Consider the following 15,188-nt stretch of genomic DNA (forward strand, 5'->3'; position numbering starts at 1 on the left):
ACTACTGTTGTTGATCTTCAGGCACAGGCGCTCATAGACGCCCGGCTGGACAAATTTGCTCACATCACCGCCGAGCCGTGCGATCTCCCTGACCATGGTGGCCGAGATGAACATGTACTCGTCGGCCGGGGTCAGGAACACTGTCTCCACATCCGGGTAGAGCTTGCGGTTCATGCCCGCCATCTGGAACTCGTACTCGAAATCGGACACAGCCCGCAGGCCCCGGAGAATGACCCGCGCATTGTTCTGGTGGAGAAAATCCATCAGCAGGCAGGAAAAACCCTTCACTTCCACATTCGGGTAAGGTGCCAGCACCTCCCTTGCAATCTCGACCCGCTCCTCGAGACTGAAGATCGGCCCTTTTCCGGCACTCGCCGCAACACCGACCATCACCCCTTCAAAGAGGCGGGATGCCCGCCTGACCAAGTCTTCGTGCCCCTTGGTAAAAGGGTCAAAAGTACCCGGATAAACCGCGATGCCATCCCTCATCCTGCAGGCCTCCCCTGTCGGAGCAATCTCGCGTCTGTCAGCGTGCAGCGGCAAAGAGGTGGTAATACACCTGCCCGGCCGTCCCCTGCTTGATTCGCATCAATCGGTCGATGTTTTCGATCTTGTATTCCGCTTCCACATAGACCACTCCTCCCTCACAGAGAAGGTCCGGCAGAAACGGTGCCATCCGCTCGATCCAGCCAGCCCGGTAGGGCGGGTCAAGAAAGACCACGTCGAAGCGCTGATCGGCGGAACGGGCGAATTTTAGCGCATCGCCCCGCACAATCCGTACACGCGCTGCTTGTAGGGTCTTTGCATTGGCCTGAAGCGCCCCCCAGGCCACCGCATCCTGCTCGATCATCGTCACCTGAGCAGCGCCGCGGGAGGCAGCCTCGAAGCCCAGGGCGCCACTGCCAGCAAACAGATCGAGACAGGTTTTTCCATCGAGCTCCTGCCCCAGCCAGTTGAACAGGGTTTCCCGCACCCGGTCCGGCGTCGGGCGCAATCCCTTGACGGCGCCGACGTCAATCAGGCGGGAGCGCCATTCCCCACCGATGATGCGGATGCGGCTCAACGGGCAGCCCCGTTGCGGGTGGCCGGCTTGTCGCCATCTCCGCCCACCACCACGGTCACCAGTCGCTCGGGCGACACGTGGCGCCGGAAGGCATCACGGATCTGCTCGGCGGTCACCGCCGACACCTTGGCACGATAGGTGTCCAGATAATCCAGTGGCAGACCATAGCTCCCGATCACGGCCACCTGCTCCAGCATCTTGCGATTGGAGTCGAGACGCAGGGCGAAACCATTGACCAGGTTCTCCTTGGCGGCCTTCAGCTCGCCCTCGGTCGGCCCGTCCTTGAGGAAGGTCCCCAGGGTTTCCGACACCACCTTGAGGGCGTCATCGGCCTGGCTGCCCTTGGTCTGCAGGCCGATCTGGAAGGGGCCGGCGCTGCGCTGGGGCGAGAAATAGCTGTACACGCTGTAGGCATAGCCGCGCTTCTCGCGGACTTCGCGGGTCAGCCGGGAGACGAAGCCACCGCCGCCGAGGATGTAATTACCGACCACCAGGGGAAAGAAATCCGGATCGCCACGACGGATGCCCGGCTGGCCCACGGCTATGTGAGCTTGTGCCGACGGATGCGGCACGCGGATCGTCTGCCCCACGGCGAGCGTCGCATCGGTAGGCTGCACGGGCGCCTCGCCCACCGGCAAAGCGCCGGTGAGCCGGGTGGCGATGGCCTCGGCCTCACTGCGCGAGACATCGCCGACGACGCTGACCACAGCGCCCGCGGCGGTGTAATGACGCCGATGAAAGTCCACCAGATCCTCACGGTTGAGGGAGGCCATGGACTCCGCCGAAGGCAGACGCCCGTAGGGATGATCCGGGAAGACCGCCGCGGCAAACCGGCGCGACAGGATGGCGTCGGGTTGGGTGTCGGACTCCTTCAAGCCGGCGATGCTGCGCGACTTCTCCCGCTCCACGGCAGCGGCCGGGAAGGTCGGCCGCTGGATCAGGGTGGCCAGCAGGGCCACGGCCCCCTCCCGCTCGGCAGGGCTGCTGAGGGTCCGCAGGGACACGGACGCGCGATCCATGTCGGCACCGCCGCCGATCTGCGCACCCAGGTCGGCCACCCGGTTGGCTATGGCATCCTCGTCGAGCTCACCTGCACCAGCATCCAGCAGGCCTCGGGTGAGGCCGGCCAGACCCGCCTTGCCAGGGGCAACCTCCGTACCACCGGCACGAAAATCCACCTGCACATCCACGATGGGCAGGGCCCGGCTCTCGACGAAGTACACCCGGGTACCGTTGGCCGTCGTCCAGTTCTGGATAGTCAGCCCGGCCTGGGCCGAGAGGGTCGCAAGGGTCAGCACAAGGGCCACCCCCACACGTTTGCATTGGGAAATCATCAATCAACCTCGAATTCGGGAACGGTCAGTGGCGATGGGGAGCCGCGGCCTTGGCACGGGCCTGGGGATCCACCGGCAGGGGGTCGAGCTGGGCGACGGTCAGGGTCTCGTCGCGGAAATACTTGCGGGCGACGGCCTGCACCTCGGCAGCGGTCACGGCGCGGATGCGCTCCAGCATCAGCGCGTCGTCCTTCCACGAATGGCCGACCATCTCGTCCATGCCGATCTCCATGGCCTGGCCCATCAGCGAGTCGCGCTTATACACCTGGCCAGCCACGGCCTGGGCCTTGACCCGGCGCAGCTCGTCCTCGGACACGCCTTCGTTCTGGATGCGCACGATCTCGGCCTTCAGGGCCGCCTCCACGTCGGCGGGCGTCTGCCCGGCCGCCGGCGCACCGTCCAGGTAGAAAAGGGACTCACCCCGGGCGGTGCCGTCATAGCCGGCGCCGGCAGTCACGGCCACCCTGCTGCCGCGCACGATGTTCTTTGCCAGCCGGGCACCTTCGTAGCCGTCCAGCACGGCAGCCAGCACCTGCAGGGAGTAGAAATCGCTGTCAGCCTTCACGTCCCGCAGGCTGGGCACCCGCCAGGCCAGGGCCACGTAGGGCAGCTCCGCCGGCGCCTTCACGACGGTACGACGGGGGCCAGTCTGCTCAGGCTCCACCAGGGGCTTTCGCACCGGCAGGGGCCGGGCCTTGACCTTGCCATAGCTTGCCGCAGCCTCCTTGAAGACGGCCTTGTGATCCACATCGCCCACCACCACCAGGGTGGCGTTATTGGGCACGTACCAGCGTTGATACCAGTCGCGGGCGTCCTGGGCTGTCATGTTCTCCAGGTCGCTCATCCAGCCGATGATCGGCCGGCGATAGGGATGCGCCTGGAAGGCGGTGGCCATCAGCTGTTCGACGACCAGAGCACGCGGCTTGTCGTCGGTGCGCAGGCGACGCTCCTCCTTCACCACCTCGATCTCCTTCTTGAAGGACTCGTCGGTGACCTGCAGGTGCGCCATACGATCAGCCTCCAGGGCCATCATCCGGCCCAGGGCCTCCTTGGGCACCTGCTGAAAGTAGGCGGTGTAATCATGGCTGGTAAAGGCATTGTCCCGCCCACCGGCCGCCGCAACCTGCTTGTTGAACTCCCCGGGGCCAAACTTCTTCGTTCCCTTGAACATCATGTGCTCAAGGAGGTGGGCCACGCCCGAGGTGCCATCCACCTCGTCCATCGCCCCCACCCGATACCACACCATGTGCACCACGGACGGCGACCGGCGATCTTCCTTGACGATCAGCTTCATTCCGTTGGGAAGTGCCGTCTCGAAGGGGTTGGCCCACACCGGCCCGGCAAGGGCGGTGGCAAGGACGAGGACAGTACTGGCGACCCGCAATCTGCGATTCATCATAGGCTCTTGAAGCATCTGGTAAAATTCGGAAACGGTGGCCACTGGCCGGCATGTGGCGCGGCATCATAGCGGCATTCCGGCAGCTCGGCCAACCGGGCAAAGCGGGGGCAATTCTCCCCGCCCTTGTCCCAATCGACCCACTTTCAGACTCACCACTCCATGTTTGGTTTCCTCAAGAAAGCCCTGAAGCCGGGCGATGCGCCGGCTCAGGAGCCCAAAGCCCCAGAAGCAGCCCCGGCGCTCCCCGAGGCTGTTGCGGCTCCGGCTCCGGCTGCGGCGGCCCCCGACCCCTCCCCCGCGGCCCCTACGGCCGAACCCGACAAGAAGCGCTCGTGGATGGACCGCCTGCGCGCCGGCCTGTCCCGCACCCGGGAGCAGATCGGTGGCGGTCTCGGCGGCCTGACCAGCCTGTTCTCCCGCCGCAAGATCGACGAGGACTTCCTCGAAGAGCTGGAAACAACCCTGCTGATGGCCGACTGCGGCGTTGAAGCCACCCAGCATCTCCTCAAGGAACTCCGCCTGCGCTGGAAGCGCGACAAGCTCGAGACGGCCGACCAGTTGCAGGACGCTCTGTCCGAGGGCCTGCTGAACATCCTTACCCCGCTCGAAAGGCCCCTCGAGATCAGCGGCCACAAGCCCTACATCATCATGATTGCCGGCATCAACGGCTCGGGCAAGACCACCTCCATCGGCAAGCTGGCCAAGCATTTCCAGAGCCAGGGCAAGAGCGTGCTGCTGGCCGCAGGCGACACCTTCCGCGCCGCCGCCCGCGAGCAGCTGATGACCTGGGGCGAACGCAACGGCGTGTCGGTGATCGCGCAGGAGTCCGGCGACCCGGCCGCCGTGGTCTTCGATGCCATCAGCGCCGCCCGCGCCCGCAACATCGACATCGTTCTGGCCGACACCGCCGGCCGCCTGCCCACCCAGCTGCACCTGATGGAAGAGATCGCCAAGGTGCGCCGGGTCATCCAGAAGGCGGAGCCAAGCGGCCCCCACGAGGTGCTGCTGGTGCTTGATGCCAACATCGGCCAGAACGCCATCCAGCAGGTCAAGGCTTTCGATACGGCCATCGGCGTCACCGGGCTGGTGCTTACCAAGCTCGACGGCACCGCCAAGGGCGGTGTGGTGGCCGCCATTGCCCGCCAGTGCCCGAAGCCCCTCCGCTTCATCGGGGTGGGCGAGCAGATCGACGATCTGCAAGTGTTCCGTGCGAGGGAATTCGTGGAGGCGCTGTTCACCCCGATCGGCGGCAGCACCGACACCCCGGCCTAAGGCCCGCGCCCCGGCCCCTGGCCGGCCAGCCCTGGTGGCTGGCATGCCGCGTCGAACACGGCAGCCTGCAGTGGTATGCTGAAGTCCATTGTCCGGACCTCTTCGACGCAGCCTACCATTGCCGCGGCAGCGGCCCCTGGTTGCCCCTGGACACGCCCGCCCCCGCCCCTGGCTGCACCTCCAGGCCGGCGTACTCGACCCGGAAAACTGACCCCATGCTTGGCCCCCTCGAACAGCTATTGCGCCCCGGCCTTGCTGCCGCCCTGCCCCCGGGTCAGGATCTGCAGACCGGCCCGGCCCCGGCCCCCGGTGGAACGGCCAGCCGGGTGGCAGTACACGCCCTGCGTCTGGTCCAGGATGACCCGAACACCCCGGACGAGCGGCCAAGCCGCGATCCGGCCTTCCAGGGCTGGCAAGGCACCCTTGCCGCGAGCCCGGAACATCCGCTGGACTTCATCCTGCCCGACGACGCCCCCGGAGATCTGACCGAGGTGCACTGCCCGCCCGGCCGTGTGCTCGCAGCCGGTGACGCCTACCTCCTCGACGGGCGCACCCTACGCTTCTTCCGCGCCCCCCCTGGCCCGGTACTGGCGCGCACCCGCGGTGCCCCCTGCGCTGGCTACCAGGAGCGCAGAAACAGCAGAATCGATCTTGAGCTGCAGGCCTGGGCGCGGGACATGAGCACCGCCGACGATCTCCTTGCCCGCGCCCTCGCGGCGGTATTGGCAACCGTCGCCGGGCTGGACGTGATTGATCTCAGCAGTGCCCCGCCCCACCTCAGCCTGCGCCTGACCGGCCCCCGGGTGAGCCTTGCCGGCATCGAACGCAACCTTGATCCGGACAACCCCGAGCGGCTGCACTGCGTTGCCCACTGCCTGATCCGTGGTGCGCTGGAAACCAGTCTGATCCTTGGGGAGCCCGAACCCCAAGGGCGCATCAACGAGGTAGACGTGGCGCTGCACCTGCCATCCCGGTCACCTTCCGGCGGCTGAGCGCCGCGCCGCCCGAAAAGCAAGACGGGGGATGTTGCGATGCGATTCGCAACATCCCCCGTCTTCAATCCACACCCGCAGCCTGTGCGGGATGATCGTCAGGCCAGCAGTCGGTCCAGGTCGGCCACGATGCGCTCGGCGGCCTTGCCGTCCCATAGGGCGGGGCGGCGTCCCTGCTTGCCCTGACCGGCCAGCACCTTGGCAGCCTCCTCGAGGATGCGGGCGGGATCGGTCCCCACCAGCACATTGCTGCCTTCGTCGATGGTCACCGGGCGCTCGGTGTTCTCACGCAGGGTCAGGCAGGGAACACCGAGGGCGGTGGTCTCCTCCTGCAGGCCGCCGCTGTCGGTCATGATCAGCGCCGCATCCTTCCACAGGTTGAGAAACTCCATGTAGGACTGGGGCTTGGTCAGCACCACGTTGGGGCCCAGGTCGAGGCCGAACTTTTCGAGATTGCCCCGGGTGCGCGGATGCACCGGGAAGATCAGCGGCAGGTCGGCGGCGATCTGCTTGAGAGCGCCGGCAATACCGCGCAAATTGGCTTCGTCGTCCACGTTGGAGGGGCGATGCAAGGTGACCACGCCGTACTTGGGGTACTGGGCCTTGATGGCCTCGGTGGCCATGCCGGCCTTGTCGGACGCGTCCAGTTTGTCACGCTGGAACAGCAGGTTGTCCACCATCACGTGTCCCACGTGAAAGACCACGTCCTGGCCCTTGCCTTCACGCAGCAGGTTATCCACGCCCGCCGGCTCGGTACAGAAGAACCAGTCGGAGATACTGTCGGTGACGAGGCGGTTGATCTCCTCGGGCATGCGCATGTCGCCGCTGCGCAGGCCGGCTTCCACGTGGGCCACCGGAATGTCGAGCTTCTTGGCGTCGATGGAGCAGGCCAGGGTGGAGTTCACATCGCCCACCACCAGCACACAGTCGGGGCGGGCCTTCTGGCAGATCTCCTCGAAGGCCACCATGATCTTGGCGGTCTGGGTGGCATGGCTGCCGCCACCGGCCTCAAGGTGGTAATCGGGCTTGGGAATGCCCAACTCGTCAAAGAAGACGTCGCTCATTTCCCGGTCGTAGTGCTGGCCGGTATGGATGATGCGGAAGTCGAAGCGATCAGCCCGCGCCTGCAGGGCTCGCACGATCGGCGCGATCTTCATGAAATTGGGACGCGCGCCGGCGACGAGGTAAATGAGGGAACGGGACATGCAGAACTCCACGGGCGGAATGACAGGCGCGCATTATCGCGCGGGCTTTACGGGGCCAACAAAGAAATAATTGTCAGAGGCTTGCCAACGACCGTGCCTCAGGGAAAGGTTTCACATTCGCTCAGCCTCTTCCCCGCCAGATCCTTGGCCGACAGCAGGGGCTCACCGTCCAGCGGCCATTCCACCCCCACGTCCGGATCGTTCCAGGCCAGGCTGCGCTCATGCTCGGGCGCGTAATAGTCGGTGGTCTTGTACAGGAAGTCGGCGCTCTCGCTGGTCACCAGAAAGCCATGGGCAAAACCGGGCGGGATCCAGAACTGGCGATTGTTCTCTTCACTCAGCTCCACCCCTTCCCACTTGCCGAAGGTCGGCGAGCCCTTGCGCAGGTCCACCGCCACATCGAAGACGCTTCCGCGCACCACCCGTACCAGCTTTCCCTGGGCCTGCTGGATCTGATAGTGCAGGCCGCGCAGCACCCCCTTGGCGGAGCGGGAGTGATTGTCCTGCACGAAATCCACGTTCAGCCCGGTGGCCTCCTGAAAGCTACGGGCGTTGAAGCTCTCCATGAAGAAGCCCCGGGTGTCGCCGAAGACCTTGGGCTCCAGAATCAGCAGGTCGGGGATGGCGGTCTGGATCACCTTCATCAGAACACCCTCTCTTCGAGCAGACGTTTCAGGTATTGCCCGTAGCCGTTCTTGGCCAGGGGCGCGGCGAGCTTTTGCAGATGTGCAGCGTCAATCCAGCCGGCGCGCCAGGCGATTTCCTCTGGGCAGGCGATTTTCAGGCCCTGGCGCTTCTCGATGGTCTGGATGAACAGGCCGGCTTCGAGGAGGCTTTCGTGGGTGCCGGTGTCAAGCCAGGCGTGGCCGCGGCCCATCACCTGCACATCCAGTGCGCCCCATTCAAGGTATTGGCGATTGACGTCGGTGATCTCCAGCTCACCCCGGGGGCCGGGCTTGAGGTCGCGGGCGATATCCAGCACGCGGTTGTCGTAGAAGTACAGGCCGGTCACGGCGTAGCGGCTCTTGGGCTGCGTGGGCTTCTCTTCGAGGCTGATGGCCCGGCCGGCGGCGTCGAATTCGACGACGCCATAACGCTCGGGGTCATGCACCGGGTAGGCGAAGACGGTGGCGCCGTCGGTCTGTTTGCTGGCCTCACGCAGGCCGCTGGCGAAGTCGTGGCCGTAGAAGAGGTTGTCGCCCAGCACCAGCGCGCTCGGGCCCGTGCCGACAAAGTCGGCGCCGATCACGAAGGCCTGGGCGAGACCGTCGGGGCTGGGCTGCACGGCGTATTGCAGGTTGAGGCCCCACTGGCTGCCATCGCCCAGCAGTTGCTGGAAGCGCGGGGTGTCCTGGGGGGTGGAGATGATGAGGATGTCGCGGATGCCCGCCAGCATCAGGGTGCTGAGGGGGTAGTAGATCATCGGCTTGTCGTACACCGGGATGAGCTGCTTGGAGACGGCCAGGGTGGCCGGATGCAGCCGGGTGCCGGATCCGCCGGCGAGGATGATGCCTTTGCGTTGGGTCATGGGGAGGTCCATTTACAGAATTTCGGTGAGCATGCGCTCGACGCCCTGCTCCCAGGCCGGCAGCTTGAGGCCGAAGGCTTGCTGGAGCTTGCGCGTGTCGAGCCGGGAGTTGGCCGGGCGGGCAGCGGGTGTCGGGAAGGCGCTGGTGGGCACGGGGAGGATGGCCTCCTCCGCCACCTTGAGCGGCACACCCCGGGCCCGGGCGAACTCGATGACGTGACGGGCGTAGGCGTGCCAGGTGGTCTCGCCACCGGCTACCAGGTGGTAGGTGCCGGCCAGGGAGGCGTCGGCCAGGGTCATGCGCACGGCGTGGGCGGTGACGTCGGCCAGCAGGTCGGCACCGGTGGGGGCGCCGTGCTGGTCGTTGATGATGGTCAGCCGGTCGCGCTCGGCGGCGAGCTTGAGCATGGTCTTTGCAAAGTTGCCGCCGCGGGCCGCATACACCCAGCTGGTGCGGAAGATGAGGTGGCGGGCGCCGCTCTGGCGGATGAGCGCTTCGCCTTCGAGCTTGGTGCGGCCATACACGGACAGGGGGCCGGTGGGGGCCGCTTCGTCGCGGGGCGTTTCGCCGCTGCCATCGAAGACGTAGTCGGTGGAGTAGTGCACCAGCAGGGCGCCCAGGGTGGCGGCTTCGCGGGCGAGCACGCCGGGGGTCAGGGCGTTGAGGGCACGGGCGAAGTCGGGTTCGCTCTCGGCTTTGTCCACGGCGGTGTGGGCGGCGGCATTGACGATGAGCTCGGGGGCCACGGTGCGCACGGTGGCGGCGAGGCTCTCAGGGTCGGCAAAGTTGCCGGAGAGGCCCGGGGCGCCGTCGTGATCGAGGGCAATGAGCTCGCCCAGGGGGGCGAGGCTGCGTTGCAGCTCCCAGCCCACCTGGCCGTTCTTGCCGAGAAGAAGAATCTTCATGGTTCAGCGGCCCGCGTAGTTGGTGTCGACCCACTCGCGGTAGGCTCCGCTCAGCACGTGACCCACCCATTCCTGGTTGGCCAGGTACCACTCGACGGTCTTGCGGATGCCGGTGTCGAAGGTTTCGGCCGGGCGCCAGCCGAGTTCGCGCTCGATCTTGCGGGCGTCGATGGCGTAGCGCCGGTCGTGGCCGGGGCGGTCGGTGACGTAGGTGATGAGGCGGCGGTAGCTGCCAGCCGGATCGGGCTTGAGTTCGTCGAGGAGCGCACACAGGGTGTTCACGATCTCGATGTTCGGCTTCTCGTTCCAGCCGCCCACGTTGTAGACCTCGCCCGGGGTGCCCTGGGCCAGAATGGCGCGGATGGCCGAGCAATGGTCGGTGACAAAGAGCCAGTCGCGGATCTGCATGCCATCGCCGTACACCGGCAGGGGCTTGCCGGCCAGGGCGTTGGCGATCATCAGGGGGATGAGCTTCTCGGGGAAGTGATAGGGGCCGTAGTTGTTGGAGCAGTTGCTGGTGGTCACCGGCAGCCCGTAGGTGTAATGCCAGGCACGCACCAGGTGGTCGGAGGCGGCCTTGCTGGCCGAGTACGGGCTGTTGGGCTCGTAGGTCTTGGTCTCGGTGAAGGCCGGGTCGTTCGGCCCCAGGGAGCCGTACACTTCGTCGGTGCTCACATGGTGAAAGCGAAAGCCCGCCTTGGCTTCACCTTCCAGGCTCATCCAGTGGCCGCGGGCGGCTTCGAGCAGGGTGAAGGTGCCATTCACATTGGTGCGCACAAAATCACCGGGGCCATGGATGCTGCGATCCACGTGGCTCTCGGCGGCAAAATGGACGATGGCACGGGGCTGGTGCTCGGCAAACAGGCGGTCGACCAGTTCCCGGTCGCAGATGTCGCCCTGCACGAAGATGTGCCGCGGGTCGCCCTTGAGGGAGGCCAGGTTTTCCAGGTTGCCTGCGTAGGTCAGGGCATCCAGGTTCACCACCGGCTCGTCGCTTGTGCGTAGCCAGTCGAGAACAAAATTTGCACCAATAAAGCCGGCACCGCCGGTTACGAGAATCATGGGAGGGGTCCTCAAGGTTTCGCGGAAGGGCGCCGCCTGCATGCAGCGCTGGAGGCCGTCCGGCACATGCAGTGACGCCTCGGTAAGGCCCTCTGATTATGACATTCCTGGAAACTCAAGTCTGCGCACTCCAGCACCATCCAGAGCAAGGATCAAACTCCCGGCGCGGCTGCCGTTAAGACAAAAACAAGTTCGCCCTACTACACGGAAGACCCCCTGACAGGGTTAAGAGCAGGAGGGATGTCAGTCAATCATGCAGGCATTTACCCGGTGGCTCATGCGCGCGCTGAAACCCGCCGTTGCCATACCGACCCTGGCTGCCCTGATCTTCTCGAGCCTGCTCGGGCTTGTGGTCGTGGACCGCCTGGATCAGGCCCACCAGCAGGCGGTGCAACATACCTTTGCCCAGGAAACGGGGGAGGTCACCCTGCGCATCGAGGAACGCCTCAAAGCCTACAAGCAAGTGTTGAACGGCGCCCGTGCACTCCTCCAGGCCTCCCGGGAAGTGAGCCGGAGCGAGTGGCAAAGCTATGTGGCCGCCCTGCATTTGCCAGTGAATTACCCGGGAATCCAGGGGGTAGGCTTTGCAGCGCACGTCAGTGCAGACCAGCTTGCCCGCCACGAGGGGCGCATTCGCGCCGAGGGCTTTCCAGACTATCGGATCACCCCCCCGGGGCCGCGCAGCGAGTACGGCGCGATCGTTTATCTCGAGCCCTTCGACTGGCGCAACCAGCGGGCCTTTGGCTACGACATGCTGTCCGAACCGGTACGCCGGGAGGCAATGATCCGGGCCCAACAGCTGGGTGTGCCAGCCCTGTCGGGCAAGGTAAGGCTGGTTCAGGAAACCACCATCGACCCACAGCCCGGTGTCCTGCTATACATGCCGGTGTTCCGCCAGGGCGCCGACCTGGGAACACCCGCCCAACGCGAGCGTGCCTTCATTGGCTGGGTGTATGGCCCCTTCCGGATGAACGACCTGATCGCCGGCACCCTGGGCGACACGGGGCCACGCATCCGGCTGCGCATTTATGATGGCCATGACACAAGGCCCGAGACCCTGCTCTTCGACAGCCATCCGGACTTGGATAGCCCGGCAGCACTCAGCGACCGCACCCTCCTGGAACTCGACAGCCGGGTATGGACCCTTGTATTTGACAGCACCCCACGCCCGACGCCCAACCACACCACCGGACACCGGCTGGAAGCAGGGGCCATCGTGCTGATCTGCGGCCTCCTTGTTCTGCTGACCGCATCGCTGGCTGCCGCCCGCTCACGGGCGCGGGAGCTCGACCGCATCAGCGCCTCCCTGCGCAGCAGCGAGGCACGCTACAGCACCCTGGTCAACCTGTCCCGGGACGGCATCGCTGCTCTCGATACCGAGCTCCACTTCTCTTTCCTCAATCCGCAGCTGCTCCGCCTTCTCGGCCATCCGGAGGCGCGCCTGATCGGAACGCCGTTCACGGCCCTGTGGCCCCCCGGCGATCCGGCCAGTCGCAGCCGCTTCCTCGCGCGCCTGCTGCGCGGCGAGCCTGCCACCTATGAGCAGACACTGCTCACCGCGGACGGAAGCTGCCTGACGGCCATCGTCACGGACGCCCCCCACCTGGACAAGGACGGCCGCCTGCAGGGCGTCATCCTGAGCGTCACCGACATTTCCGATCGCAAGGCCTCGGAGGAGCGAATCCATTACCTGGCCACCCACGACTCCCTGACCGGCCTGGCCAATCGCGCCAGCTTCCTTGACCAGATGGACACCAGCCTGCTGATGGCCCGCCGGCAGCACAGCCGCTTCGCCCTGCTCTACCTGGACCTGGACCACTTCAAGGAGGTGAACGACAGCCTGGGCCACGCCGCCGGCGATATCCTGCTCATCGAGACTGCACAGCGCATGCGTCAGTGTCTGCGTGCCAGTGACCTGCTGGCCCGCCAGGGGGGTGACGAATTCATGGCCCTGCTCCACGACGTGGGCGGCATGAACGAGGCCCTTGCCGTGGCCGAGAAGATCCGCCGCACCATCAATGCCCCCTACGTGCTGGATGGCAAGGAAACTCTGGTTTCGGTGAGCATCGGCATTGCCCTCTACCCGGATCACGGCACCGACCTCGACAGCCTCACCCGCCGCGCCGACGCAGCCATGTACCGCACCAAGTCCATCGGCCGTAACGGGGCGAGTGCCGCTGTCACGCGGCGAACCCCGCCGTGAGGGCAGAAGCCCGCATGCCCCTCGCTTGATTTGATGCAATCACGCTGCCACGTCCCTTGCCCTAAAATTCTGTCCGACAGCACGCAGCACAGACCAATTACAACCTGGAGACCTCATGTCCCGTCACACCAAGATCGTCGCCACCCTCGGCCCCGCCTCCTCCGACCTCCTGACCCTGGAACGCCTCGTCCAAGCCGGCGTGGACGTGGTGCGCCTGAACTTCTCCCACGGCAAGGCCGAGGACCACATCGCGCGCGCCACCCAGATCCGTGAAGCCGCCCAGCTGGTGGGGCGCCCGGTCGGCATCCTGGCCGACATGCAGGGGCCCAAGATCCGCGTCGGCAAGTTCGAGGAGGGCAAGGTCACCTTGATCAAGGACGCCGCCTTCATCCTCGACGCCGCCCTGGCCGGGCCGGGCAACGTGCATCGGGTCGGTCTCGATTACAAGGATCTGCCCCGGGACGTAAAACCGGGTGATGTGCTGCTGCTCGACGACGGCCGCCTCAAACTGGGTGTCGATCGCGTCCTCGGCCAGGAGATCCACACCCGGGTCAAGGTCGGCGGCGAGCTCTCCAACAACAAGGGCATCAACCGCCAGGGCGGCGGACTCACCGCACCCGCCCTGACCGCCAAGGACATGGAAGACATCAAGACCGCCGCCCTGATCGGAGTGGACTTCGTCGCCATCTCCTTTCCCAAGGGCGCTGCCGACATGTACATGGCCCGCCAGCTGCTGCGCGCGGCCGGCAGCAGCGCCATGCTGATCGCCAAGATCGAACGCACCGAGGCCGTCGCCAACCTGGAGGAGATCCTCGACGCCTCCGACGGCATCATGGTGGCCCGGGGCGACCTGGCCGTGGAGGTGGGCGACGCCGCCGTGCCGGCCCTGCAGAAACGCATGATTCGCCTCGCCCGCGAACGCAACAAGCTGGCCATCACTGCCACCCAGATGATGGAATCCATGATTCACAGCCCGGTGCCGACCCGCGCTGAAGTCTCCGATGTGGCCAACGCCGTGCTCGATGGCACCGACGCGGTCATGCTCTCCGCCGAAACCGCCTCCGGCAAGTTTCCGGTAGAGGTGGTCGAGTCCATGGCCCGCATCTGCCTGGAAGCCGAAAAATCCGCCCAGGTCACCATGGACCGGGACTTCCTCGACCGGATTTTCACCCGCATCGACCAGTCCATCGCCATGGCCGCCATGTGGACCGCCTACCACCTCAAGGTCAAGGCCATCGCCTCCCTCACCCAGACCGGCTCCACCGCCCTGTGGATGAGCCGCCTGAACAGTGGCGTGCCCATCTATGCCCTGACGCCGGAGATCTCGGCCCGCAACCAGATGACCCTCTACCGGGAGGTCTACCCCCTGCTCATGTCCCAGGTGCATGCCGACCGGGACGTGCTGCTGTGGGAGGCCGAACAGATCCTGCTGGAGCAGGGTGTGGTCGACTACGGCGACCTAATCGTACTGACCATCGGCGAGCCCATTGGCGCCTCCGGCGGCACCAACACCATGAAGATTGTCCGCGTTGGAGACACCCCCAAGCCCGGTCTGATGTGACCGGGAACACAATTTGGGACATGTGAAGGCCTGCCGGTCGCACAGGCCGCATGCCGGCTTGGTAGAATCCTTTTCTTTATGTCTTTACCAGGCCGGCCCCGGCCTCCGGAGAAAAAACCATGTCCCTCGTTTCCATGCGCCAGCTTCTCGACCACGCCGCCGAAAACGGCTATGGCCTGCCTGCGTTCAACGTCAACAACCTCGAACAAGTCCAGGCCATCATGGAAGCCGCTGCGGAAACCGACAGCCCGGTGATCATGCAGGCCTCCGCCGGCGCCCGCAAATACGCCGGTGAAGCCTTCCTGCGCCACCTCATCGACGCCGCTGTCGAAGCCTACCCGCACATCCCCGTGGTCATGCACCAGGACCACGGCCAGTCCCCCGCCATCTGCCTGGGCGCCATCCGCTCCGGCTTCTCGTCGGTGATGATGGACGGCTCCCTGATGGAAGACGGCAAGACCCCGTCCTCCTACGAATACAACGTGGACGTGACCCGCAAGGTGGTCGAGATGTCCCACGCCATCGGCGTCAGCGTCGAAGGCGAGCTGGGCTGCCTGGGCTCCCTGGAAACCGGCCAGGCCGGTGAGGAAGACGGTGTCGGCGCCGAAGGCACCCTCGACCACTCCCAGATGCTGACCGACCCCGATCAGGCCGCCGACTTCG

The 15,188-nt window shown here is 65.7% G+C and carries 14 protein-coding genes; 5 read left to right on the forward strand and 9 right to left on the reverse strand.

Translation table 11 applies throughout. The features are described 5' to 3' along the window. From coaD to ACIQ09_RS18760, 4 genes are all read right to left on the reverse strand, one after another. The coding region (coaD, locus tag ACIQ09_RS18745) for a pantetheine-phosphate adenylyltransferase (RefSeq protein WP_398313384.1) at positions 1 to 489 on the reverse strand (489 nt) is incomplete at its 3' end. A gap of 37 nt (positions 490 to 526) precedes the next feature. Next, entirely contained in the window at positions 527 to 1,063 is a 537-nt protein-coding gene (gene rsmD / locus ACIQ09_RS18750; RefSeq protein ID WP_398313358.1) for a 16S rRNA (guanine(966)-N(2))-methyltransferase RsmD, read from the reverse strand. Then, complete coding sequence (locus ACIQ09_RS18755) at positions 1,060 to 2,397, reverse strand: M16 family metallopeptidase (protein ID WP_398313360.1); 1,338 nt, start codon at positions 2,395 to 2,397, stop codon at positions 1,060 to 1,062. Before ACIQ09_RS18755 ends, rsmD begins: the two co-directional genes overlap by 4 nt. A gap of 25 nt (positions 2,398 to 2,422) precedes the next feature. Next, complete coding sequence (locus tag ACIQ09_RS18760) at positions 2,423 to 3,796, reverse strand: M16 family metallopeptidase (RefSeq protein ID WP_398313362.1); 1,374 nt, start codon at positions 3,794 to 3,796, stop codon at positions 2,423 to 2,425. Between the two features lie 159 nt (positions 3,797 to 3,955). On the opposite strand from ACIQ09_RS18760, the gene ftsY reads away from it, so the two are divergent. Together ftsY and ACIQ09_RS18770 are read left to right on the forward strand one after the other, a co-directional pair. Beyond that, positions 3,956 to 5,068, forward strand: a complete 1,113-nt coding sequence (ftsY, locus tag ACIQ09_RS18765; protein ID WP_398313364.1) for a signal recognition particle-docking protein FtsY — start codon at positions 3,956 to 3,958, stop codon at positions 5,066 to 5,068. A gap of 215 nt (positions 5,069 to 5,283) precedes the next feature. Then, a complete protein-coding gene (locus tag ACIQ09_RS18770; RefSeq protein ID WP_398313366.1) occupies positions 5,284 to 6,060 on the forward strand; it encodes a hypothetical protein in 777 nt (258 codons plus the stop codon). A 98-nt stretch (positions 6,061 to 6,158) separates the two neighbouring features. On the opposite strand, the gene wecB is transcribed toward ACIQ09_RS18770, so the two are convergent. The 5 genes from wecB to rfbB all read right to left on the reverse strand — a co-directional run bounded on the left by wecB (position 6,159) and on the right by rfbB (position 10,761). Beyond that, a complete protein-coding gene (gene wecB / locus ACIQ09_RS18775) occupies positions 6,159 to 7,265 on the reverse strand; it encodes a non-hydrolyzing UDP-N-acetylglucosamine 2-epimerase (protein WP_398313368.1) in 1,107 nt (368 codons plus the stop codon). A gap of 98 nt (positions 7,266 to 7,363) precedes the next feature. After that, positions 7,364 to 7,909, reverse strand: coding sequence for a dTDP-4-dehydrorhamnose 3,5-epimerase (gene rfbC, locus ACIQ09_RS18780; protein ID WP_398313370.1), 546 nt, complete (start codon positions 7,907 to 7,909; stop codon positions 7,364 to 7,366). Continuing rightward, positions 7,909 to 8,793 (reverse strand): glucose-1-phosphate thymidylyltransferase RfbA, encoded by an 885-nt coding sequence (gene rfbA / locus ACIQ09_RS18785; RefSeq protein ID WP_398313372.1) that lies wholly within the window; start codon positions 8,791 to 8,793, stop codon positions 7,909 to 7,911. Before rfbA ends, rfbC begins: the two co-directional genes overlap by 1 nt. A gap of 12 nt (positions 8,794 to 8,805) precedes the next feature. Next, the gene (gene rfbD, locus ACIQ09_RS18790) at positions 8,806 to 9,699 is read right to left on the reverse strand and encodes a dTDP-4-dehydrorhamnose reductase (RefSeq protein WP_398313374.1); all 894 of its coding nucleotides are present in this window, start codon (positions 9,697 to 9,699) and stop codon (positions 8,806 to 8,808) included. Between the two features lie 3 nt (positions 9,700 to 9,702). Next, a complete protein-coding gene (rfbB, locus tag ACIQ09_RS18795; protein ID WP_398313376.1) occupies positions 9,703 to 10,761 on the reverse strand; it encodes a dTDP-glucose 4,6-dehydratase in 1,059 nt (352 codons plus the stop codon). A gap of 253 nt (positions 10,762 to 11,014) precedes the next feature. Between rfbB and ACIQ09_RS18800 the strand changes: the two genes are divergently transcribed. The 3 genes from ACIQ09_RS18800 to ACIQ09_RS18810 all read left to right on the forward strand — a co-directional run. Beyond that, the gene (locus ACIQ09_RS18800; protein WP_398313378.1) at positions 11,015 to 12,964 is read left to right on the forward strand and encodes a CHASE domain-containing protein; all 1,950 of its coding nucleotides are present in this window, start codon (positions 11,015 to 11,017) and stop codon (positions 12,962 to 12,964) included. A 115-nt stretch (positions 12,965 to 13,079) separates the two neighbouring features. Continuing rightward, on the forward strand, positions 13,080 to 14,525 hold the full coding sequence (pyk, locus tag ACIQ09_RS18805) for a pyruvate kinase (RefSeq protein WP_398313380.1): 1,446 nt from the start codon (positions 13,080 to 13,082) through the stop codon (positions 14,523 to 14,525). Between the two features lie 119 nt (positions 14,526 to 14,644). Further along, positions 14,645 to 15,188, forward strand: a 544-nt coding sequence (locus ACIQ09_RS18810) for a class II fructose-bisphosphate aldolase (protein ID WP_398313382.1), incomplete at its 3' end; no start/stop codon positions are given.

Source organism: Zoogloea sp. (assembly GCF_044344315.1).
GTDB lineage: Bacteria > Pseudomonadota > Gammaproteobacteria > Burkholderiales > Rhodocyclaceae > Zoogloea.